The 21344-nt window shown below is 45.8% G+C and carries 18 protein-coding genes; 10 read left to right on the forward strand and 8 right to left on the reverse strand.

All coding sequences use genetic code 11. The features are described 5' to 3' along the window. The first annotated feature begins 130 nt into the window (after positions 1 to 130). Together PSI15_RS12060 and PSI15_RS12065 are read left to right on the forward strand one after the other, a co-directional pair. Positions 131 to 799, forward strand: coding sequence for a 7-cyano-7-deazaguanine/7-aminomethyl-7-deazaguanine transporter (locus PSI15_RS12060; RefSeq protein ID WP_273583740.1), 669 nt, complete (start codon positions 131 to 133; stop codon positions 797 to 799). Between the two features lie 182 nt (positions 800 to 981). Beyond that, complete coding sequence (locus PSI15_RS12065; RefSeq protein WP_045972898.1) at positions 982 to 2082, forward strand: glycerol dehydrogenase; 1101 nt, start codon at positions 982 to 984, stop codon at positions 2080 to 2082. A gap of 175 nt (positions 2083 to 2257) precedes the next feature. On the opposite strand, the gene PSI15_RS12070 is transcribed toward PSI15_RS12065, so the two are convergent. After that, a complete protein-coding gene (locus PSI15_RS12070; RefSeq protein WP_273583741.1) occupies positions 2258 to 3571 on the reverse strand; it encodes an AMP-binding protein in 1314 nt (437 codons plus the stop codon). 966 nt (positions 3572 to 4537) lie between these two features. Between PSI15_RS12070 and glpT the strand changes: the two genes are divergently transcribed. Further along, complete coding sequence (glpT, locus tag PSI15_RS12075; RefSeq protein WP_273583742.1) at positions 4538 to 5890, forward strand: glycerol-3-phosphate transporter; 1353 nt, start codon at positions 4538 to 4540, stop codon at positions 5888 to 5890. A gap of 405 nt (positions 5891 to 6295) precedes the next feature. Next, complete coding sequence (glpQ, locus tag PSI15_RS12080; protein ID WP_273583743.1) at positions 6296 to 7372, forward strand: glycerophosphodiester phosphodiesterase; 1077 nt, start codon at positions 6296 to 6298, stop codon at positions 7370 to 7372. A 63-nt stretch (positions 7373 to 7435) separates the two neighbouring features. On the opposite strand, the gene epmA is transcribed toward glpQ, so the two are convergent. Further along, positions 7436 to 8413 (reverse strand): elongation factor P--(R)-beta-lysine ligase, encoded by a 978-nt coding sequence (epmA, locus tag PSI15_RS12085; protein ID WP_273583744.1) that lies wholly within the window; start codon positions 8411 to 8413, stop codon positions 7436 to 7438. Positions 8414 to 8631: 218 nt separating this feature from the next. Between epmA and frdA the strand changes: the two genes are divergently transcribed. Genes frdA through frdD form a run of 4 tightly spaced genes read left to right on the forward strand, consistent with a single transcriptional unit; the run spans position 8632 to position 11965 of the window. Then, complete coding sequence (gene frdA / locus PSI15_RS12090; RefSeq protein WP_273583745.1) at positions 8632 to 10428, forward strand: fumarate reductase (quinol) flavoprotein subunit; 1797 nt, start codon at positions 8632 to 8634, stop codon at positions 10426 to 10428. Next, positions 10421 to 11185 carry a succinate dehydrogenase/fumarate reductase iron-sulfur subunit gene (locus tag PSI15_RS12095; RefSeq protein ID WP_273583746.1) on the forward strand — a complete coding sequence of 255 codons (765 nt, stop codon included), beginning with the start codon at positions 10421 to 10423 and terminating at the stop codon, positions 11183 to 11185. The genes frdA and PSI15_RS12095 overlap by 8 nt, the downstream gene beginning before the upstream one ends. Positions 11186 to 11199: 14 nt before the next feature. Continuing rightward, a complete protein-coding gene (gene frdC / locus PSI15_RS12100; RefSeq protein WP_273583747.1) occupies positions 11200 to 11595 on the forward strand; it encodes a fumarate reductase subunit FrdC in 396 nt (131 codons plus the stop codon). 13 nt (positions 11596 to 11608) lie between these two features. Then, positions 11609 to 11965, forward strand: coding sequence for a fumarate reductase subunit FrdD (gene frdD, locus PSI15_RS12105; RefSeq protein ID WP_273583755.1), 357 nt, complete (start codon positions 11609 to 11611; stop codon positions 11963 to 11965). Between the two features lie 73 nt (positions 11966 to 12038). On the opposite strand, the gene PSI15_RS12110 is transcribed toward frdD, so the two are convergent. Then, the gene (locus PSI15_RS12110) at positions 12039 to 14099 is read right to left on the reverse strand and encodes a TonB-dependent receptor domain-containing protein (RefSeq protein ID WP_273583748.1); all 2061 of its coding nucleotides are present in this window, start codon (positions 14097 to 14099) and stop codon (positions 12039 to 12041) included. 68 nt (positions 14100 to 14167) lie between these two features. Next, positions 14168 to 14437 (reverse strand): DDE transposase family protein, encoded by a 270-nt coding sequence (locus PSI15_RS12115; RefSeq protein ID WP_045972916.1) that lies wholly within the window; start codon positions 14435 to 14437, stop codon positions 14168 to 14170. A 217-nt stretch (positions 14438 to 14654) separates the two neighbouring features. On the opposite strand from PSI15_RS12115, the gene PSI15_RS12120 reads away from it, so the two are divergent. Continuing rightward, on the forward strand, positions 14655 to 14834 hold the full coding sequence (locus PSI15_RS12120; RefSeq protein WP_273583749.1) for a hypothetical protein: 180 nt from the start codon (positions 14655 to 14657) through the stop codon (positions 14832 to 14834). Positions 14835 to 14843: 9 nt separating this feature from the next. Here PSI15_RS12120 and PSI15_RS12125 read toward each other — a convergent pair whose 3' ends face one another. Genes PSI15_RS12125 through PSI15_RS12140 form a run of 4 tightly spaced genes read right to left on the reverse strand, consistent with a single transcriptional unit; the run spans position 14844 to position 20306 of the window. After that, entirely contained in the window at positions 14844 to 16619 is a 1776-nt protein-coding gene (locus tag PSI15_RS12125; protein ID WP_273583750.1) for an ATP-binding protein, read from the reverse strand. Continuing rightward, complete coding sequence (locus tag PSI15_RS12130; protein ID WP_273583751.1) at positions 16616 to 18229, reverse strand: 5-oxoprolinase/urea amidolyase family protein; 1614 nt, start codon at positions 18227 to 18229, stop codon at positions 16616 to 16618. The genes PSI15_RS12125 and PSI15_RS12130 overlap by 4 nt, the downstream gene beginning before the upstream one ends. 39 nt (positions 18230 to 18268) lie before the next feature. Continuing rightward, complete coding sequence (locus PSI15_RS12135; protein ID WP_273583752.1) at positions 18269 to 19036, reverse strand: LamB/YcsF family protein; 768 nt, start codon at positions 19034 to 19036, stop codon at positions 18269 to 18271. A 10-nt stretch (positions 19037 to 19046) separates the two neighbouring features. Continuing rightward, positions 19047 to 20306: an NRAMP family divalent metal transporter gene (locus tag PSI15_RS12140; RefSeq protein WP_273583753.1), complete on the reverse strand. Its 1260-nt coding sequence runs from the start codon at positions 20304 to 20306 to the stop codon at positions 19047 to 19049. A gap of 369 nt (positions 20307 to 20675) precedes the next feature. On the opposite strand from PSI15_RS12140, the gene PSI15_RS12145 reads away from it, so the two are divergent. After that, positions 20676 to 21341, forward strand: a complete 666-nt coding sequence (locus PSI15_RS12145) for a GntR family transcriptional regulator (RefSeq protein ID WP_273583756.1) — start codon at positions 20676 to 20678, stop codon at positions 21339 to 21341. The last annotated feature ends 3 nt before the right edge of the window (positions 21342 to 21344 follow it).

Raw genomic sequence — 21344 nt, forward strand, 5'->3', positions numbered from 1 at the left:
TTATATTACAAAATATCGTCAACTGCCGTACTTTACTTTTATTGTACAATTCGTATGATCCGGCTGCCTGATCTTTCAGGTACATTGATTTTTTTGGGTTCCCTCACCCCATCCACCAAAAAGGTACAATATGTTCCAATTGACTGTGCAACAACGCGCCACGGCATTGATCTGGCTTTCGCTTTTCCACATTTTGATCATTACTTCCAGTAACTATCTGGTGCAATTGCCCATCTCCATTTTGGGTTTGCATACCACTTGGGGAGCATTTACCTTTCCCTTTATCTTTTTGGCGACTGACCTGACCGTGCGTATTTATGGTGCGCCATTGGCTCGCCGGATCATTATTTCCGTCATGCTGCCGGCACTGCTGATCTCTTATCTAATTTCTGCGCTGTTTTTCCAGGGAACCTGGCAGGGATTCGAAACATTGGGCACCTTTAATCTGTTTGTCGCCCGGATTGCAGCCGCCAGCTTTATGGCCTATGTGCTGGGTCAGATATTAGATGTCGGTGTCTTCAATCGTCTTCGCCAAAAAAGTCGCTGGTGGATAGCGCCCGCTGCCGCTATGTTTTTCGGTAATATGCTCGATACACTGGCCTTTTTCTTTATCGCGTTTTACCGCAGCACTGATGTATTTATGGCGACGCATTGGGTAGAAATTGCGTTAGTGGATTATGCTTTCAAGCTGTTTATCTGCATGCTCTTCTTCCTGCCCGCTTATGGCATTTTGTTGAACTTAATCCTGAGATATTTTTTCGCTCAAACAGTAGATAAGACGCTGATCAAAGCCCACTAAAAAAACAGCACCCTGAATCCATCAGGGTGTCAAACATTCTTGCAAATATTTCCGCTCAAATCCCCCATTTCCTGCTTTTGCTCATCACTTCTTTGTCTATTTTATCGTATAGTTTTGCCGTGTGGTTTTTCATATCATATAGCGTTAATGGGCAGGTAAACTCATACTAAGGAATATTTCTTATGCTGAAAGTGATCCAGTCTCCATCCAAATATATCCAAGGGCCGGGTGCGTTATCCCACCTTGGCCGATATACCAAAATGCTTGCTGACCACGTCTTCGTCATTGCCGATAATTTCGTGATGAACCTGATTGGGGATACCGTCAGCAGGAGCTTAGAAGAACACGAAGTCACCAGCCATTTCGAACTTTTCAATGGTGAATGTAGCCGTAGTGAGATCCAACGCTTGTCTGCCATTCTGTTGCAACATCAATGTCAGGCTATCATCGGGATCGGAGGAGGAAAAACGATTGATACCGCCAAGGCGGTGGCACACGAATCTAAAATACCGGTGATTATTTCGCCTACCCTTGCGTCAACGGATGCACCGACCAGTGCCCTTTCTGTTCTTTACACTGAACTCGGCGAATTCGACAGCTATCTGTTCTACCCACAAAATCCCAATATCGTGCTGATGGATACCAATATCATTGCCAAGGCACCGGTTCGCTTGCTTGTAGCAGGTATGGGGGATGCGCTCGCTACCTACTTTGAGGCGCGAGCCAATAGTGCAGCCCATAAACCCACGATGGCGGGTGGTGCGACGTCCACCACCGGGTTGGCGTTGGCAAAACTGTGTTATGAAACCATACTGGCGGAAGGTTACAAAGCTAAACTGGCGGTAGAAGCCGGTGTTAGTACACCGGCAGTTGAAAATATTGTGGAGGCCAATACCTATCTGAGCGGTATTGGTTTTGAAAGTGCGGGACTGGCTGCCGCACATGCCATCCACAACGGTTTTACTGTGCTGGAAGAGTGCCATCACCTCTATCATGGCGAAAAAGTCGCGTTTGGTACTCTGACACAATTGATATTAGAAAACAGCCCAAGTGAAGAGTTGGAAACCGTGCTCGATTTTTGCGTACAAGTCGGTCTGCCCGTCACGCTGGAACAATTGGGCTTACGTGATAATGAAAAGCTGCATCAAAAAATCATGCAAGTCGCTATCGCAAGCTGCGCCGAAGGTGAAACCATCCACAATATGCCATTTGCGGTAACCCCAGAGCAGGTTTACGCCGCAATTTTGGCCGCAGATCGAATGGGTAAAGATTGGTTGTATTAAGTTGATGTTTCTACTTTTGGGCGGGAATTCCCGCCCTGACGGTTTTCCAAACAGTTCGTATCCCAAATAAGCCAAAAAACAGATTTGATAAGGCACCAAAACGAGCAAGAATCGCACATGAAATAACGCCAAGAATCCAATGCCTATCAGGTAACGTCATACCTGATGAACATATTCAGCCGTAATGGTTGGGCAACGGATCTGACTTCCCTAGTAAACCATGCCAAATTTCATAAACGCGTTTTTCCGTTTCATTTCGCGGCTGCACTATGTCATGGTCATGGTCATAGCTGGCATTTAATCGTTCCGCAACGTTTTCCAACCGTTTTTGATCCCTTTTACCACGGCTTGTCTGCGGAATATAAGGAATACGGTAATATTCGCCAGGTATCCAGGCTTCATGCAGCGATTTCCTGAGAGAGAGTTGGGTCTCGCGTACCCAATCTTCCGGCACAATCAAATTAGGATCGAACAAGACAAACGCTTGGATCTTGGCAAAATCGCCACTGCCTGTGACTCGGATAATGGCATCTTGTACGCCACGTTGTTTTCTCAAGGCAATTTCTATCTCACCTGGCCCAATCCGATATCCCCGTATTTTCACCTGATCATCTTGTCTCCCCATATAAATGAGAGAGCCATCTGCAAGCATGCGTGCCAGATCGCCGGTCAAATAGGCTCTTTTACCTTTTCGGGTTATATCGGGGACATATCTTTTGACCGTCTCAATGAGGTTATTGCGGTAGCCTGCGGTCACACCCAATCCACCGATAAGAATTTCTCCCACCGTCCCTTTGGAAACCGGCCGCAAATGTTTATCCACAGTGATGCTGGTGCCCGGAATAGGCCCTCCCAGTTGAACCTTGTCGCCTTTTTTCATGCGGAACGCGGTTGACCAGATGCTCGTTTCCGTTGAACCGTAGACGTTCCATAATGTGCCTCCGGTAGCGGTCAGTTGATCTGCCAGATCTTGTGACAACGCTTCTCCCCCGCAAAGCATGCTCATTGCAGGGCGAGGTTTCCATCCCGCATTCAGGGCCATTGACCAAGTTAACGGTGTTGCTTGGGCGAAAGTGAATTGTGGATCTGACAGCGTTTCAGATAACGCCATTGCATCACGTTGAATATCAATTGAAGCGATGTGGATACTGCCGCCATGAACGAGGGTCAGCAACAATTCCAGCACGGAGGTATCAAAAGAGAAAGTTGTTAATGCCAGCATGTGGTCACGCAAAACATGTGCCGCATTCTCAATGCGTTGATTAAACTCACCAAATGTTAACGTTTCATGTGGATCAGAAACAGCGATAGCATTGGGTATCATTTTTGCCAACTCAGCCAACCGAGAAGGAACGTTGTTAAACCACGGTTCTAGATCTGCTGTCATGTGACTGATATTACGATTAAATTCAGGTTTAACAGCAGGAGAATTTTTTTGCCCAGTAGTCAATGCTGTGTGTAATATTGCCTTGTGTGTGTCAGTATTCATAATGATGCTCTCATTCTGAGCCTCATTGGTTTCATCACTTTTCATGATGAATAGAGGCATCAATGCGGGTAGTCGTTATCTTTCAACTGTTGTCTACATTCAGTATTTGCGAATACCTTATGTTGACGCGAATTGAATTAGAAAAATAAATTGCGAATTTAATAAATATATTAATTAGTATTAATCTGTAATCTTTTATTAATTGAACAATCAACTTATATAAAGCAAATTATTGTTTGGAAGACAGAGTGTATTACTCCTATACAGCCTGCAACCAATTTTAGTTAATACATTGATATTATTATATTTAACGGAAAAATAGCTATTCAACCCTGCTTAAAAACTTCGATTATGAGTATGAATAACCATTTGTAGTAATATCCGTTATTTTGAATTTTAATTTCAAACATTTTATTTATAACCACGTTATAAAAAACGCAAAGCATGTAAATAAAAAATGATTTACATGAACAAATGAGAATATTATTTAAATAACACCATCAGGTAAATAGTACAACTTGTTAAAAACAGTGGGCACAAAAAAAGTACCGTTTATTTATTAAATAACTTTTATAATGGGAACGTTTGTGTGGATTATATTTATCTATTTTTCTCATGATGATGGCATCAGGAAAATTCCCCTAATAATACTGAGCTTTTATTGGGTCGATAATATCAACAAAACTTAAACATCCGGAAATAAAAAATAACCAAAAAACCACCTACTGTGACAGTCATCACACTAACGTAAATACATTGTATTCAAAAAAAGTGCTAAATCACTCAAAATTATCGACTTTGCGAAATTATATCTATATGTTAGCGATACCTCACAGTCATATAAGGTCGTTTTCAGCTAATATTTGCTTCGATATAGAAAATAAATAGTAAAAATTTTTCGTTTAACGCCATCACTGCTTAATGGTGGTGATTCGCTCATACAAAAGTCACGTGGAGACAAGAAATATGTTGAGTATTTTCAAGCCGGCGCCTCATCAGGCTCGGCTGCCTGCGCAGGAAATAGATCCGCTCTATCGTCGCTTGCGCTGGCAAATTTTTATGGGGATTTTCTTTGGATATGCAGCTTACTATCTGGTAAGAAAAAACTTTGCGCTAGCCATACCGACCTTGATTGACCAAGGCTTTTCCAAAGGGGATCTTGGCTTTGCATTATCAGGGATTTCAATTGCCTACGGATTCTCAAAATTTATTATGGGTTCCGTTTCTGACCGTTCTAATCCACGTGTTTTCTTGCCTGCCGGATTGATCCTGGCGGCAACGGTGATGCTGTTTATGGGTTTTGTCCCTTGGGCGACTTCCAGCATTGCTATCATGTTTGTTCTGCTGTTCCTCTGCGGCTGGTTCCAGGGTATGGGTTGGCCTCCTTGCGGACGTACCATGGTTCACTGGTGGTCACAAAAAGAGCGCGGAGGCATTGTTTCCGTCTGGAACTGCGCCCATAACGTTGGCGGAGGTGTTCCACCATTACTGTTCATGTTAGGTATGGCTTGGTTCAATGACTGGAAGGCAGCATTTTATATGCCAGCATTTGCGGCGATTCTGGTGGCAATCATCGTTTTCGCTTTAATGCGCGATACCCCGCAATCCTGTGGCTTACCGTCAATCGAAGAGTATAAAAACGACTATCCACTGGATTATACGGAAAAAGATGAAAAGGAACTGACTGCAAAAGAAATTTTCATGCAGTACGTTTTGCCGAATAAATTGCTGTGGATGATCGCCGTTGCCAACGTATTCGTCTATTTACTGCGCTACGGTATTCTTGACTGGTCACCCACTTATTTGAAGGAAGTAAAAGAATTTACCATGGATAAATCTTCCTGGGCCTATTTCTTGTATGAATATGCGGGAATTCCGGGAACTCTGTTGTGTGGCTGGATGTCGGACAAAGTCTTCAAAGGTAACCGTGGTGCCACAGGGGTATTCTTCATGGTACTGGTTACCATCGCCACGATTGTATTCTGGCTGAACCCAGCAGGTAACCCTGATATCGATATGCTCTGTATGCTGGTTATCGGCTTCCTGATTTACGGCCCAGTTATGCTGATTGGTCTGCATGCTCTGGAATTGGCGCCGAAAAAAGCTGCCGGCACCGCAGCGGGTTTTACTGGTCTGTTTGGCTACCTGGGGGGGTCTGTTGCGGCCAGTATCATCGTCGGTTATACCGTTGACTATTTCGGTTGGAACGGTGGCTTTATGGTCATGATCGGCGGTAGCGCACTGTCCGTTATTCTGCTGTTGATTGTTATGTTAAGTGAAAACAAACACAAACAAGAAATGGCTCGTCAAGGTCAGTGATATTACTGAGAGACGCTGATTAATAACCCTATCGATCGCAGTACAATGCTGTACAATTAAAGTTGTACTGCGATTTCATTAATTACATTGAACTTTTAATTTCCTTATAGATATATTATCTATATCGACTGCAATCAATATCATTTAATTCATCCCTTAGCATTTCGTGAATGTATTCAGGCTTTAACGATTTGAATGTTAAAAATATATTCTATTTTATGCTTCTGTTTATTTAATCACAGTTAGAATAAGACTAGATATACGCTATAAACTCCAAGTTGCCATTCTCAAGACAAAAGCAGCTTATTATCACCCTATTTTCTGACTGCTGATGGAAAATCAGTAAAACGGTAAGTAACATCTTTTTTGTTTAAATTTTTTATTAGAATAAATGGAGAATCCCAAATGCAGACCCCCATCAAGGCAATTATGGCCGGTATTCTGTTAGCATCATCAATGTCAGGCATTGCTCATGCAGCAGATAAGATTGTGATCGCCCATCGTGGTGCCAGCGGTTATTTGCCTGAACATACCTTACCCGCCAAAGCAATGGCCTATGCACAAGGTGCGGATTATCTTGAGCAAGATCTGGTCATGACGAAAGATGACCAACTTATTGTACTGCACGACCACTATCTTGATCGCGTAACGGATGTCGCAGAACGTTTCCCAAACCGCGCCCGTGCTGACGGCCGTTATTATGCTATCGACTTTACCCTGCCAGAAATTAAGTCACTAAAATTCACGGAGGGTTTTGATATCAAGGATGGCAAAAAAATCCAGAGCTATCCTGAACGTTTTCCAATGGGAAAATCCGATTTCCGTATTCATACCTTTCAGGAAGAACTTGAGTTTATTCAAGGCCTGAATAAATCCACGGGAAAAGACATTGGCATCTACCCTGAAATTAAGGCACCGTGGTTCCATCACCAAGAAGGCAAAGATATCACAAGCAAGGTGCTGGAAGTTCTGAAACAATATGGCTACACCCAAAAAAGCGATAAAGTTTATCTGCAATGCTTTGATGCCAATGAACTCAAACGCATTAAAAATGAGCTGGAACCCAAATTGGGGATGGATCTGAAACTGATTCAGCTTATCGCTTACACCGACTGGAACGAAACTTACGAACAGAAACCCGACGGCACATGGCAAAATTATAGCTATGACTGGATGTTTAAACCGGGTGCGATGAAAGAAGTGGCTACCTATGCGGATGGCATCGGCCCTGACTACCACATGCTTATCGCCAATGACTCTACGCCAAACCACGTTAAGTTGACGGGGATGGTGAAAGAGGCTCACGCCAGCCATTTGGCGGTACATCCCTATACTATCCGTATCGACCAATTACCAAAATATGCCACCAGCGGTAACCAATTATTCGATATCGTTTTCGACAAGGCTAATGTTGATGGTGCATTCACCGATTTTCCTGATTTAGCCGTGAAGTTCCTGAGAAAACATCACGAGCATCAATAAAAATAGCGGGGCAGTCCAAGACTGCCCCTCTCGTGATTCAGGTGTATCACATCAATAATTTTGTCATGAGATCCCCACAGGGAAAGCAATCACCTCACTAATCCGTTCAGCACCCAATGCCAACATAATCAGACGATCCACCCCCAATGCAACACCGGCACATTCAGGCATCCCGTGAGCAAGGGCAGCCAGCAGGTGTTCATCAATCGGTTGAATCGGCAACCCCATCGCTTCACGCTTACGGTTATCCTGTTCAAAACGCAGACGCTGTTCATGGCTGTCAGTTAGCTCACGAAAACCATTCGCTAACTCCATCCCCTTGAAATAGACTTCAAAACGCTCCGCAACACGGTGATCTTCTTTGCTAATTTCTGCCAATGCCGCTTGAGATGCTGGGAAGTGATAGATAAATGTGGGCTTTTCGATGCCGATCTGGGTTTCTATTCCCATCACGAAAAGCAGCTGCAATAAAGTGTCCCGATCTTCCTCCTGATCAGCAATATTGCTGAGATCGAGTTTTGCTGCCACTTCTCGCAATTTTTCTTTGCTTGCAGTAAGGGGGTCAATCCCCAGATATCGCACGAAGGCCTGTTGGTAAGAAAGTGATTCAGCACTTTCACAATCCAAAATCTGCTGCAACAAATCATCCACTTCATTCATCAAGCGATACATGTCGTAGTGCGGACGATACCACTCCAGCATTGTGAACTCCGGATTGTGATGACGACCCGCTTCCTCATTACGGAAACTTTTCCCCATCTGATAAATGGAACCACTGCCTGCGGCCAGCAAACGCTTCATATGGTATTCAGGGCTAGTCATCAGGTACAGAGTCAAACCATCTGCCGCTCCCGGCCCAATGAACTGAGTCTGGAAAGGAACCAGATGAACATCGGTGACAGTCGCCTGACTCATAGCAGGCGTTTCGACTTCCAACACCCCACGATCTGCGAAAAAGCGCCGTATTTCTGCTAAGATCTCCGCCCTTTTCAATAAATTGGCGATAGGGGCACTTGGCTGCCAATTCGCGATTTCGTTCATATTTCTATGACTCCAAAATAAAACAAAACGCGCAGTTTACTCATATCAAGGCCGCCAGACAAATTTTCAACACTAAACCCACAAAACCCGCATTCAAATCAAATTTATCCGCCGTATTATTCGCTACAATTAAACCATACAAACAGTCACAGAGAGTGAAACCAAATCGTTATTTTTATTTACTTTGTTTGCTCCCACTTAAACAATGGAGAAGAGCAGTGCAAACCTTCAATGTCGACCTTGCGATTATCGGCGCCGGTGGTGCAGGGCTGCGAGCTGCCATCGCCGCTGCGGAAACCCATCCCCAACTTAAAATCGCCTTAATCTCAAAAGTCTACCCTATGCGCAGCCATACTGTGGCCGCAGAAGGAGGCTCCGCCGCTGTTACTCAGTCGCACGATTCCTATGACTTTCACTTCAACGACACCGTATCCGGGGGTGACTGGCTGTGTGAACAAGATGTGGTTGAGTATTTTGTTAAACATTGCCCGACAGAAATGATCCAACTGGAACAATGGGGCTGCCCGTGGAGCCGCAAAGACGATGGCTCGGTGAACGTGCGTCGTTTCGGCGGCATGAAAATTGAGCGCACATGGTTTGCCGCCGATAAGACCGGCTTCCATATGCTCCATACGCTGTTCCAGACGTCGCTTAAGTACCCGCAAATCCAGCGCTTTGATGAGCATTTTGTTCTCGATATTTTGGTGGATGACGGGCAAGCGCGCGGATTAGTGGCGCTGAATATGATGGAAGGGACGAAAGTTCAGATCCGTGCCAACGCAGTCATTATGGCCACCGGCGGTGCCGGACGGGTCTACCGTTATAACACCAATGGCGGCATTGTCACGGGTGACGGCATGGGGATCGCATTCCGCCACGGTGTGCCCTTGCGCGATATGGAATTCGTGCAGTATCACCCCACCGGCCTGCCCGGTTCCGGTATTTTGATGACCGAAGGCTGTCGGGGTGAAGGCGGGATTCTGGTGAACAAGGAGGGTTATCGTTATCTACAGGATTATGGCTTGGGGCCAGAAACCCCGCTCGGCCATCCTGAGAATAAATATATGGAATTAGGCCCGCGCGACAAAGTCTCCCAGGCATTCTGGCATGAGTGGCGGGCAGGCCGCACTATCGCAACGCCGCGTGGCGATGTCGTCCATCTGGATTTACGCCATTTGGGTGAGAAAAAATTGCTCGAACGCCTGCCATTTATCTGTGAGCTGGCAAAAGCCTATGTCGGTGTTGATCCGGTCAAAGAACCGATCCCTGTTCGTCCAACGGCGCATTACACGATGGGAGGCATCGAAACGGATCAACGGGGCGAAACCCGTATCAAGGGATTATTTGCGGTCGGGGAATGTTCTTCGGTTGGCCTGCATGGTGCAAACCGCCTCGGCTCTAACTCTCTGGCTGAGTTGGTTGTCTTTGGCCGTCTGGCCGGTGAAGAAGCGGCCAAACATAGCCAAGAAGTAAAGTCCGCCAATCATAGCGCACTGGATGCCCAGGCCCGTGATGTTGAAGATAAACTCAACCAGTTGCGCAATCAGAAAGGCGGCGAAAACTGGGCGAAAATTCGCGATGAACTGGGCACGTCAATGGAAGAAGGCTGCGGCATTTACCGCACACCCGAGCTGATGCAGAAAACTATCGACAAAATTGCCGAACTGAAAGCACGCTTCAAACATATCGCAATCAGCGACCGTTCCAGTGTCTTCAATACCGATCTGCTCTACACCCTCGAATTAGGCTTTGGTTTGGATGTCGCTGAGTGCATGGCGCATTCTGCCATGAACCGCAAAGAATCCCGTGGCGCCCACCAGCGTCTTGATGCAGGTTGTACCGAACGTGATGATGAGAATTTCCTGAAACATACGCTGGCGTTCTATCACCCGGAAGGTGCCCCGCGTCTGGAATACAGTGAGGTGAAGATCACTAAATCCCAACCCGCAAAACGCGTCTATGGGGGTGAAGCGGCGGCACAAGAGCAAGCACAGAAGGAGCAAGCGAATGGCTGAGATGAAAAGTATGAACATGGAAGTCATGCGCTATAACCCGGAAATTGACAGTGAACCCTATTTCGCCACTTATGAAGTGCCTTACGATGAGCAAACGTCACTGCTGGATGCCTTGGGTTACATCAAGGACAATCTGGCGCCTGACCTCGCTTACCGCTGGTCTTGCCGTATGGCAATCTGTGGCTCCTGCGGCATGATGGTCAACCGTGTCCCGAAGCTGGCCTGTAAAGTTTTCCTGCGCGATTATGCCCAAGAAATGGCCCAAGGAATAGCCCAAGACCAAGGAATGAAAGTCGAAGCACTGGGCAATTTCCCCATTGAGCGGGATTTAGTGGTGGATATGACGCACTTTATTGAGAGCCTGGAAGCGATCAAGCCTTATATCATTGGCAACGATCGCAAACCCGCCGATGGCGCGAATGTGCAAACGCCTGCCCAGATGGCGAAATATCATCAATTTTCCGGCTGTATCAATTGTGGCCTGTGTTATGCCGCCTGTCCCCAGTTCGGCCTGAATCCTGAATTTATCGGGCCGGCTGCGGTCACACTGGCACACCGCTATAACCTTGATAGCCGCGACCACGGCAAGCAAGCACGTATGCCACAAATCAACAGTGATAATGGCGTCTGGTCTTGTACTTTTGTCGGTTACTGTTCTGAAGTGTGCCCGAAACATGTCGATCCCGCCGGTGCAATCCAGCAAAGCAAGGCAGAAAGTGCCAAAGATTTCCTGATCTCCATGCTGAAACCACAATAAGGAAGGAGAGAGTAATGACGACGAAACGTAAGCCTTATGTGCGTGGTATGGAAGCCAATTGGTGGCGTAAGTTGGGTTTTTATCGCTTCTATATGTTGCGTGAAGGCACCGCCATTCCCACCGTTTGGTTCAGTGTTTTGGTACTTTACGGTCTGTTTGCCCTGAAAGGTGGCCCGGAAAGTTGGACAGGGTTTGTCTCCTTTCTGCAAAACCCACTGGTGTTGCTGATTAATATCATCACCCTGCTGGCGGCATTGCTGCACACCAAAACCTGGTTTGAACTGGCGCCCAAGGCACTCAATATCATTGTCAGAAATGAGAAACTGTCACCGGGGCCGATTATCAAGCTGTTATGGGTCATCACCCTTATTGCTACCGCCGTCATTCTCGGCGTAGCCCTGTTTTTCTGACTCCAAGGAGGATCTGATGAATCAAGTCCCTAAGCGTTCCGATGAACCGATTTTCTGGGGTCTGTTTGGTGCCGGCGGCATGTGGAGCGCCATCGTTGCGCCAGCCATTATTCTGCTGCTGGGTATCTTGCTGCCTCTGGGATTGGCTCCTGACGCGCTGTCTTATGAACGCATCCTGACATTTTGCCAGAGTCTTATTGGCCGCCTCTTTTTGCTGTTGATGATTAGCCTGCCCTTATGGTGTGGCCTGCACCGTTTGCATCACGGTATGCACGATCTGCAAATCCCTGTTCCGGCCAGTAAGTGGGTGTTTTATGGTGCCGCCGCGATTTTAACGGTTATCGCGTTGATTGGGGTTGTTACGCTGTAGTTGCGATAATCTTGAAAAAAAGTCTGCGGGTAAGCCGCAGACTTTTTATTAGACGTATAGCTTGAGACTTTTATTAGAACTTGTAGGAAATGGTCGCCTTATAAGCGCGGCCTTTCTCTTCCTGCCCTTTATACGTATTCAGATAGTAAGACTGCTCGTTGTAACGTTTATCGAAGACATTATCGATACCAAGCTGGATTTCGGTGTTTTTGAATGTACCCGCTTTTGGTGCCCAGGAAATATACATATCACTGACGCCGTAACCTGTTTTATGTACATTTACCACCTGACCGCTATCAGTCCCTTTCGCGTTTGCTGAACGGACAAAGCGGGAATTCCAACCGAGTTCAATGTCAGTTTTATCAAACAAGTAGCTTCCGCCAACCGTGAAAGAATCACCAATGGTTGGTGTAAACTCTAATCTTCTGTCAAATAACTCATTACCTTTGATAATTTTGTTATTCGCTTTGGCGTAAGTCGCTCTTAAGGACCAATTATCCAGTTTATATTTGGTCGCTAATTCAAACCCTTCCAATCTGGATTTCGGGATGTTGTCCAGTGTTCTCTTGGCTAAAGTCGTAGACAGGTCTTTGAAGTTGGTCTGGAAGACTTTACCGATGACAGTAAATGAGTCATTTTCAGCAAAAACACTCGAATAGGTTCCCGCTACACCCGTTTCTAAGTTGTACCCTGTTGTCGCTTTCAAATTAGCATTATGATTGCTTGGCCCCAAACCAATTTCTTTGCCCAACGGCCCTCTGAAGAGTTCGGTATAATTGGCAAATAATGTGGTCGATGCACCCAGTTCGTATTTCAAACCCAATGCTTTTGAGATACGCGCATAGGTTCTCTCAAACGGTTCAAGTTTTTTATTAAGCGTGTTGTATTGGTAATGATCCCATCTGACACCCGGTATGACGTGGAAATCAGCAAGTTGAATATCATCTTCCAAATAAACAGATGATGATTTTCCGGTTTCTACCGCTTTTTTGTGGACATTTTCTGATACATCAGTGTATGCCATTCTGGTATCAAAATATTCATACCCATAAGTTAAAACATGGGATAATTTCTGGGTATCAAAATGAGAGACATTACGCGCCCTGATACCTTGGGTTTCAACAATACTGTCAAATCCTTTTCCAAGCCCACCGACTTCCCTCATATGGTTGAAGCTTTGTTCAGTGTGATAGGCAGAAATTTTTAAATCAATGAAATCATTATCGGCGGGAACATATCGGTAAGTGAGATTATACGCATCACGCTCTGAAGCGTACTTTCCTTTTCTCCCTTTATTGATATCTGAACCAAAATTCAATCGGAAATTAGTTTCCGCATCATTCTGATAATGTTCTTTGGATACATTGATGTACTGCTCATCAGTCAGATTGAATTTCGCTTTTAATAAATAGTTAACCAGTTTCCCATCGGTCGGAATTGAGCTTCTTCCGCGGCTATCTCTGCCCGATTCAGCATCATTTATATCACGGTGGTTAAAGTAGCCTAATAAATCAACGGCACCTACTCTGCCGTAAGTAGCTAAAGATTGCTGGAACTCAGAACCATTGCTGACGTAGCTTAATTTACCTTTTGCACCAAATAATTGGCCCGGCGCTAATAAATCCCCCGCATCAACGGTTTCAAATTTTAAGGCACCGCCAAGGGCACCGGTATCATAGGTAATACTGTTAGTACCGACACTGATATCAATTTGCTTGAGCATTTCAGGATCGATGCCGTAGTTGCCTGCATGATGGAAGTGATATCCCTCTTGTCGTGCACCATCAACCGTAACGTTGATAAATTGATCATCCATACCACGAATTTTGAAACGCTGCCCTAAAGCGCTGGGGTGACCCGCTTGGACGCCCGGTACATTTTTTAAAATCTCACCGACACTTTGTGCCTGTCTGACTTTGATTTCATTACGGTTGACTTTTCCACTCTCTTGTTCTGCATTGTTATCTGCAATAACAACAAGTGTATCGCCAGTGATTGCTGCTTTTTTGGTTGATTCTTCGGTGGTTGCAAATGCGTTGGCAGAGATAGCAACGGTCAGCATTGATGCGGACATCAAAGGAACACACAGGCCACTTTTCGCCAGGCTAGCGTAAATTTGGGTAATTTTAGTCATTTATTTTTAAGCAAAGATACTATTGAGAAGCATTATTATTTACATTTCTTTGGGAAATGTAAATAACTTTAAAGACGGGGATGGTGCATATCTGGATACTCTCCATGTAATCGGCTTTGTTCAATTTTCTTATCAAACGAATGGCGTGAACTTTGACTATCAATGGCGATAATTTCCCGCTTTTCTGAAGAAATAAACGCAGCCAATCCCTTTTTACGCTGGCCACACTGTTCAATATCTGTCCATGAAGCGCACACCGCTATCACTAAGATATCAATAAAAAGGTGCTCGACCTTTCCCTGACAACGCGGATCTGGAAAATCTGAGAATACATCCACTATCAAGCCATTGGATACATTCGTGGCACAGTAATAGTAATCCGGTAACCTCAAATTGAATAAAAAATAATCTTTGATCTTTTGGAATGTGTAAAATAGAATACCTAATAAACATTTTACTAAGAAGGAGGTATGAAAATGTTTTGGTTATTTTTCACGATAATCATTCCATCAATAGTTGCATTTTTCGCATTTAGTTATTGCGCCAATGATAATAATGATGACATTAAGCGCCAAAAAAACAACCCAACCTCACCATCATGCCGCGAACTCTATTAACAGATACAAAGGGATTCTCTGGCGCGATCTGCTTCCTGAATTCGGCGAATGGAACAGTGTTTTTCAACGTCTTATGCCGTCATGTGGGGAGCAGGATCAACAGATCCTGCTGTTTTAGCCAAAATAATTACTCTATGTGCGCCAGAACAGACTCTGCATCCTGATAAGCCCCTGTCTGAACACAAAATGCGATTTTTCCTGCACGATGAGCATGGATCTGTACTTCCATTTTCATAGCTTCCATAACGGCAATTACATCGCCTTCACTGACTTGCTCACCTGTTTTAACCATCCAAGAGTGCAGGATACCGGAAATAGGCGCTTTGACCTGACGGGGATCTTCCGGCGATTTTTCCTTGATGGCAGATTGGGAAGATTGCTGTTCACCAACAGGCGCTAAATGTGCCAATCCCGCCAATAAATCTACAGGCAATCCTAATTCATGTCTGCGGCCATCAATCTCAATAAAAGTGCGGGTGATACTTTTATCTTCAACCGGCAACTGGCGCAGCGAAGCCTCCAGCTCATTCACAAAATCCGTTTCAATCCAGCGGGTATGAATATTGAATGTATCACCAGAAATAAAATCAGGATGTTCCATCACCGCTTGATGGAAAGGCAGCACAGAGGCTACGCCACGGATCTGAAACTCTTTCAATGCCCGACGTGCCCGAACAATGGCCTGTTCCCGGCTCGCCCCAGTGACAATCAACTTTGCCATGAGTGAATCAAAGGTGGCCGGAATGGTGGAGCCATTAATCACCCCAGAGTCTAAACGAATACCGGGGCCCGAAGGCGGGATAAATTCGGTGATTGTGCCAGACATTGGCAGGAAACCTTTCGCCGCATCTTCCGCATTAATGCGAAATTCAAACGAGTGTCCCTTTGGTATGGGCGTTTCCTGAATGCTTAACGGATAACCTTCAGCTATTCGCAACTGCTCGATAACCAGATCAAGACCCGTCGTCTCTTCTGTCACGGGATGTTCTACTTGTAAGCGAGTATTTACTTCCAAGAAAGAAAGCGTCCCCTCAGCGCTAAGTAAAAATTCTACTGTACCCGCCCCCACATAATTGGCTTCCACACAAATGGCCTTTGCTGACTGGTGGATACGTTCTCTTTGTTCCTGCGTCAAAAATGGCGCTGGCGCTTCTTCCACCAACTTCTGGTTACGGCGCTGTAAGGAGCAATCACGCGTCCCCAAAACCACAACATGACCCTGTTTATCCGCAATCACCTGAGCTTCAATATGACGCGGTTTATCCAAAAATTGCTCAATAAAGCATTCGCCACGACCAAATGCCGCTGTCGCCTCACGTACTGCTGAGTGATAAAGCTCTGCCACTTCATCCATGCGCCAGGCAACTTTCAGCCCCCGTCCTCCGCCACCAAAAGCCGCTTTGATGGCAATCGGCAAGCCATGCTGCTCGGCAAAAGCAACCACTTCCTGTACATTTTTGACCGGCTCTGATGTCCCAACAACCAATGGCGCACCCACTTTCTGGGCTATTTTACGCGCCTTAACCTTATCACCCAGCTCATCAATGGTTGCAGGGTCAGGGCCAATCCAAATTAAACCCGCATCTATCACGGCCTGAGCAAATTCCGCTCGCTCAGACAAAAAGCCGTAACCGGGATGCACCATCGTTGCACCAGATCGCTGTGCCACCTCCAGCAAACGAGGCATATTGAGGTAAGTTTCCGTCGGGCTGTTTCCGGCCAGAGCATAAGCTTCATCAGCCAATTGAACATGTTGGGCATTCATATCGGCATCTGCATAAACAGCGACCGTCTGAATGCCATAATCGCGGCAAGCCCGAATGATCCGAACAGCAATTTCACCACGGTTAGCAATCAATACTTTCTTAAGATTATTATTTAAATTATTCGTAGTGGTGTTCATGGAAAATCATGCCTCCCTTGAATTTCATGGAATTGACCAATGGGATTGAATCGAATTTTGGCATTAACAGGGATCTGACCAGCCAGATCGAGATGATAATCTGCCACTGAGGCAATCACCGGATATCCACCAGTCAATGGATGATCAGCCAAAAACAGGACGGGCAGCCCGCTGGCTGGAATCTGTATTGCTCCTGCACACGTTCCTTCACTAGGCAATTCTTGTTGCTTAACTCTGGATAGTGAGCACTTACCATTTAACCGTAAACCTATTCGATTGGATTGAGGCGTTACCTGCCAAATCTGTTTGCTCAATAAGTCGATGGATTCTTGCATAAACCAATCTGTACGCGGGCCAAATAGGATATCCAATACCACGGTTTCATCTTTATTTGGCATGGCAAAAGCCGGCGTTTCAGAAACAGAGATCGCTGCACAGTGAAAGGTTGCACCGATGGCTAATTTATCGTTTATTTTCAACGGGAAAGGCCCGATATTAGCCAACGTATCAAATGAATGACTGGATAAAATGGCCGGAACAGTGAAACCTCCGCGTACCGATAAATACGAACGCATTCCAGCGACAGGAATACCCAGCGAAATTTCGTCACCCTCGTTGAGATCAATCGGTTGGTAAGTATTCACATAGAATACTTCACCCGCTGGTGTTTTTATTTTTATTGGGCAGGGCGCCCCCGTCAACGCAATCAACATCTGCCCATGTGCAACCGCCTTAAATCCTCCCTGAACGATTTCCAGACAAACTTGGTCAGAAGCATTCCCCACAATACGATTTGCACTGCGCAAGGCGCTTTTGTCCATTGCCCCCGATTCGGAGATCCCTGATTTTGCCTGACCCACACGCCCCAAATCTTGGAATAAGGTTTGTAATCCCACCGACAAGATTTCCAGATGGCAAGTCGTTTTTGAAACAGGCGCTAGGTTATTGCCAGACGTTTCAGGCAACCGGGTTTCAGGTAAGCTGATTATTGCAGGGCAGCGCCCGGCATCCCGAAAATTAACCCGATAACCGGGTTGCAATAAGGCAGGAGATGAGCGGGAAAGATCCCACATACGTTCGGTTGTCAGGCCGATAATTTGCCATCCGCCGGGACTCGCCTGCGGATAAACGCTGCTGAACTCCCCCGCCAGAGCAACAGCACCTGCCGGAATGCGTGTTCTGGGGGTTTCTCTGCGAGGAATATTCCATTGCACGGTATCCGATACCATATAAGCAAACCCAGGGGCAAACCCGGTGAAAGCGACGGTGTATTCATTTTCGGTATGTTGATGAATCACTTCCTGAACGGTACACCCTAATATTTCCGCAACCAAAGCAAGGTCATCACCGTTGTAATGCACAGGAATTTCTAGCCGTTTTCCCGTGGCATGACGGCGTTCTTGCAAGTTCCGGCGACGGATTTCTGCCGCCAATTGTTGGCTCGATATTTTTGTCGGCCGAAAACGAATCATTAACGTTCTCGCTGCCGGAATAATTTCTTCAATTGCCAAAATAGGTGACTTATTCAGTGAATCAAGCAGAGCCAATGTTTCTGCCAATCCACTCAATTCAACCATGATGGTATGGCCATTAACAGGTAAAAAACGCAAGGCTATCTCCCTAAATCATTGTATCAATGCGATCCATGCTCATGGATGAATAAATGGCTGAATGGTGATTCCCGCCTGTAGCAAAACGGTTTTGACCTGTTTGGCCATCGCTACCGCACCGGGGCTATCACCATGCACGCAAATCGAATCCGCCTGAATAGGGGTAAATTTGCCATCAATGGACTCAAGCCCCCCTGATGTCACCAATTGCAACATGCGTTGTGCAACGAGATCCGCATCATGCAAAACGGCATCCGCTTCGCGGCGGGAGACTAACTCCCCTTGTGAGGTATAGGCACGATCAGCAAATGCTTCCGCGATGGTTTTCAGCCCTCTTTCCTGAGCCAGCTTAAGAATGTTTGAGCCCGCCAAACCGACCAACATCAGGTTGGGATCGATCGCCAAAATGCCTTCAATCACAGCAAGCGCCTGATATTCATCATTCGCGATGGTGTTATACAGCGCGCCATGCGGCTTAACATAACTCACTCTGGTGCCTGCCGCCGTAGCCAATCCTTGTAAGGCACCAATCTGGTAAATCACATCAGCGGTCAGCTCATGGCTGTCGATATCCATTTTACGTCGCCCAAAGCCAACCAAATCGGGGTAGGAAACATGGGCACCGATTGCAACATTATTTTCCTGTGCCGATTTCAAGGTCTGCAAAATCCCGGCCGGATCACCCGCATGAAAACCACAGGCAACGTTAGCGCTACTGACAATCCCCAATATTGCTTCATCGTTTCCCATCCGCCATTGACCAAAACTTTCACCCAGATCACTATTTAAATCGATCGTTGTTATCATGATGATCCCCTTAAGCGGATTGCAAAAACTCAAAGATTGAACCGATAGACATGACAGCCATGTACCATGTCAGCACACAAGTCAACGCGCCTGACCACAGCAACCAGCGTGGATAGACATATCCGGCCATCAAATCGGCACGTTTCCAGCCAACATACACAAAGAGGGTCAAACCAAGCGGAAGAATAAGCCCATTAAAACCACCGGCGAAAACCAGCAACGCGGCGGGCGGCGTTCCCACTAATAGATAAACGGCCAACGATGCGGCAATAAAGAACAAGGTGGCGATATTGCGCTGGCGCTCAGTCAATTGCTTTCGAAAAACACTGCAAAAGGAAATGGAAGTATAGGCAGCACCGATAATGCTGGTCATTGCCGCGGCCCAAAAAATTAAACCAAAGATGCGCAGCCCAAATTCACCAGCGGCGATCTGAAAGGCTTGAGAGGCAGGATTTGCCGTTTCACCGGCAATATCAAGAGTAAAACCACTGGCAACCACGCCTAAGATGGCAAGAAATAACAGGTAACGCATCAGGCCAACAACCAGAATCCCTTTGGTTGCTGCGCGGGAAACAATGCTGATGTTTTCAACGCCCACCGCGCCTTTATCCAGTAAACGGTGAGCACCTGCATAACAAATGTAACCACCAACCGTTCCGCCAACAATCGTTGTGATCGTCGCAAAATTGATTTCATCGGGCAGTACGGTTTGCCGCAAGGCTTCTCCCACCGGCGGATTGGAAACTATCGCAACAAACAGTGTCATGCCTATCATGACCAGACCCAATATCACCATAATCCGATCAATGGCGACACCGGCTTGGCGAGAGGTAAAAATGTAAATCGCCATCAGTGCACTGAATAATCCGCCCCACTTCGGCTCCAGTCCCACCAAGGCATTAAGCCCTAATCCCGCTCCCGCAATATTACCGATGTTAAACACTAATCCGCCAAGGATCACCAAAGCAGCCAACAAGTAGCCACTTCCCGGAATCGCTGCATTGGCAATATCAGCCGATTGCATTCGAGTTAATGTGACAATTCGCCAAATGTTTTGCTGTACCACAAAATCGATCAAAATCGAGGCCAGGATACCAAAGGCAAAAGCCGCTCCCATCGTGGCAGTAAATGTCGCTGTCTGAGTGATAAACCCCGGCCCGATCGCTGATGTCGCCATCAAAAAAACCGCAGCAATCAAAGACGAACGCCGATTTGAGACAAAACCTGCCGAGTTTTGTTTCACTGTTTCCTGCGTTTCCTGCATAGCCATAGGCTATTCTCCCCTGTCATCGTTATTGTATTTATTGTTTTCTAAGCAATATCTGTACCATTGTGGAACCAAATAAGAGAATTGTTTTATTAAGGTGAATGTATTGTTGAACAATAGATATAATCTGACGAGGAAATAAGCAAATAGAATTGTATTATCGATCCTTAAAATCCAATAGCGATCACTTTATTAACATTTCCCATTGAATTTATCGCCAATGCGCACGATTTAGGTGCAACAAGCCCAATAATATTGCCCCACATTAGTTCAAGGGCAGTAACTTGCTGGTTATCGGTGAATATGTGAAGATTCGCTTTTATATACGCTTTGAAGGTGTTTGTTATCAGCCATTGAATCTAACGGATGACTATGAAAAAAAACCATTCTCCCCAGATTTTAAGCAAAAGAATCGCCGAATCCATCAGAAATAAACTGGTTATTGGGGAGTTATTACCTGGGCAACGACTATCAGAAGCTGCGCTGAGTGAACAGCTTGAAATTTCACGCAATACGTTACGTGAAGTGTTCCGTCTTCTTACCCAAGAAGGGCTGCTGAAACATGAACCTAATCGTGGCGTATTTGTGGCAACACCTGATATTGCATCCATTATTGATATCTATCGGGTTCGGCAGCTCATTGAATGTCAGGCTCTGGCTCAGGCTTATCCCATGCACCCCAGCGTTGCCAAAATGAAACAAGCTGTTGAAGTCGCTCAACAATGTCGCGAGCAACAAGATTGGATTGGTGCCGGAACAGCGAATATGCACTTTCATGCCGCGATCGTAGAGTTAACTGATAGTGAAAGGTTAATCGCTTTCTATCACAATATCTCCGCAGAACTCCGTCTGGCTTTTGGCATTTTAAATGATCCTGAACTTTTGTATGCACCTTATATCGACAAAAATGCGCATATTCTAGAACTGCTTATCTCAGGACAAAATGAGGAGGCAGCTAAAAAAATGAAGGATTATTTGGCATTATCAGAAAGGGCAATACTGGCTGCTTATACCCGTAAAAACCACCAAATATCATAAAAC

It is taken from the genome of Xenorhabdus sp. PR6a, from assembly GCF_028599065.1.
Taxonomy (GTDB): Bacteria; Pseudomonadota; Gammaproteobacteria; order Enterobacterales; family Enterobacteriaceae; genus Xenorhabdus; species Xenorhabdus doucetiae.

What these genes read in the sequence shown, in the direction of transcription:
- PSI15_RS12060 (WP_273583740.1), top strand. Translation starts at nt 131, where the DNA reads ATGTTCCAATTGACTGTGCAACAACGCGCCACGGCATTGATCTGGCTT.
- PSI15_RS12065 (WP_045972898.1), top strand. Translation starts at nt 982, where the DNA reads ATGCTGAAAGTGATCCAGTCTCCATCCAAATATATCCAAGGGCCGGGT.
- PSI15_RS12070 (WP_273583741.1), bottom strand. Translation starts at nt 3,571, where the DNA reads ATGAATACTGACACACACAAGGCAATATTACACACAGCATTGACTACT.
- glpT (WP_273583742.1), top strand. Translation starts at nt 4,538, where the DNA reads ATGTTGAGTATTTTCAAGCCGGCGCCTCATCAGGCTCGGCTGCCTGCG.
- glpQ (WP_273583743.1), top strand. Translation starts at nt 6,296, where the DNA reads ATGCAGACCCCCATCAAGGCAATTATGGCCGGTATTCTGTTAGCATCA.
- epmA (WP_273583744.1), bottom strand. Translation starts at nt 8,413, where the DNA reads ATGAACGAAATCGCGAATTGGCAGCCAAGTGCCCCTATCGCCAATTTA.
- PSI15_RS12095 (WP_273583746.1), top strand. Translation starts at nt 10,421, where the DNA reads ATGGCTGAGATGAAAAGTATGAACATGGAAGTCATGCGCTATAACCCG.
- frdC (WP_273583747.1), top strand. Translation starts at nt 11,200, where the DNA reads ATGACGACGAAACGTAAGCCTTATGTGCGTGGTATGGAAGCCAATTGG.
- PSI15_RS12110 (WP_273583748.1), bottom strand. Translation starts at nt 14,099, where the DNA reads ATGACTAAAATTACCCAAATTTACGCTAGCCTGGCGAAAAGTGGCCTG.
- PSI15_RS12120 (WP_273583749.1), top strand. Translation starts at nt 14,655, where the DNA reads ATGATGACATTAAGCGCCAAAAAAACAACCCAACCTCACCATCATGCC.
- PSI15_RS12125 (WP_273583750.1), bottom strand. Translation starts at nt 16,619, where the DNA reads ATGAACACCACTACGAATAATTTAAATAATAATCTTAAGAAAGTATTG.
- PSI15_RS12135 (WP_273583752.1), bottom strand. Translation starts at nt 19,036, where the DNA reads ATGATAACAACGATCGATTTAAATAGTGATCTGGGTGAAAGTTTTGGT.
- PSI15_RS12140 (WP_273583753.1), bottom strand. Translation starts at nt 20,306, where the DNA reads ATGGCTATGCAGGAAACGCAGGAAACAGTGAAACAAAACTCGGCAGGT.
- PSI15_RS12145 (WP_273583756.1), top strand. Translation starts at nt 20,676, where the DNA reads ATGAAAAAAAACCATTCTCCCCAGATTTTAAGCAAAAGAATCGCCGAA.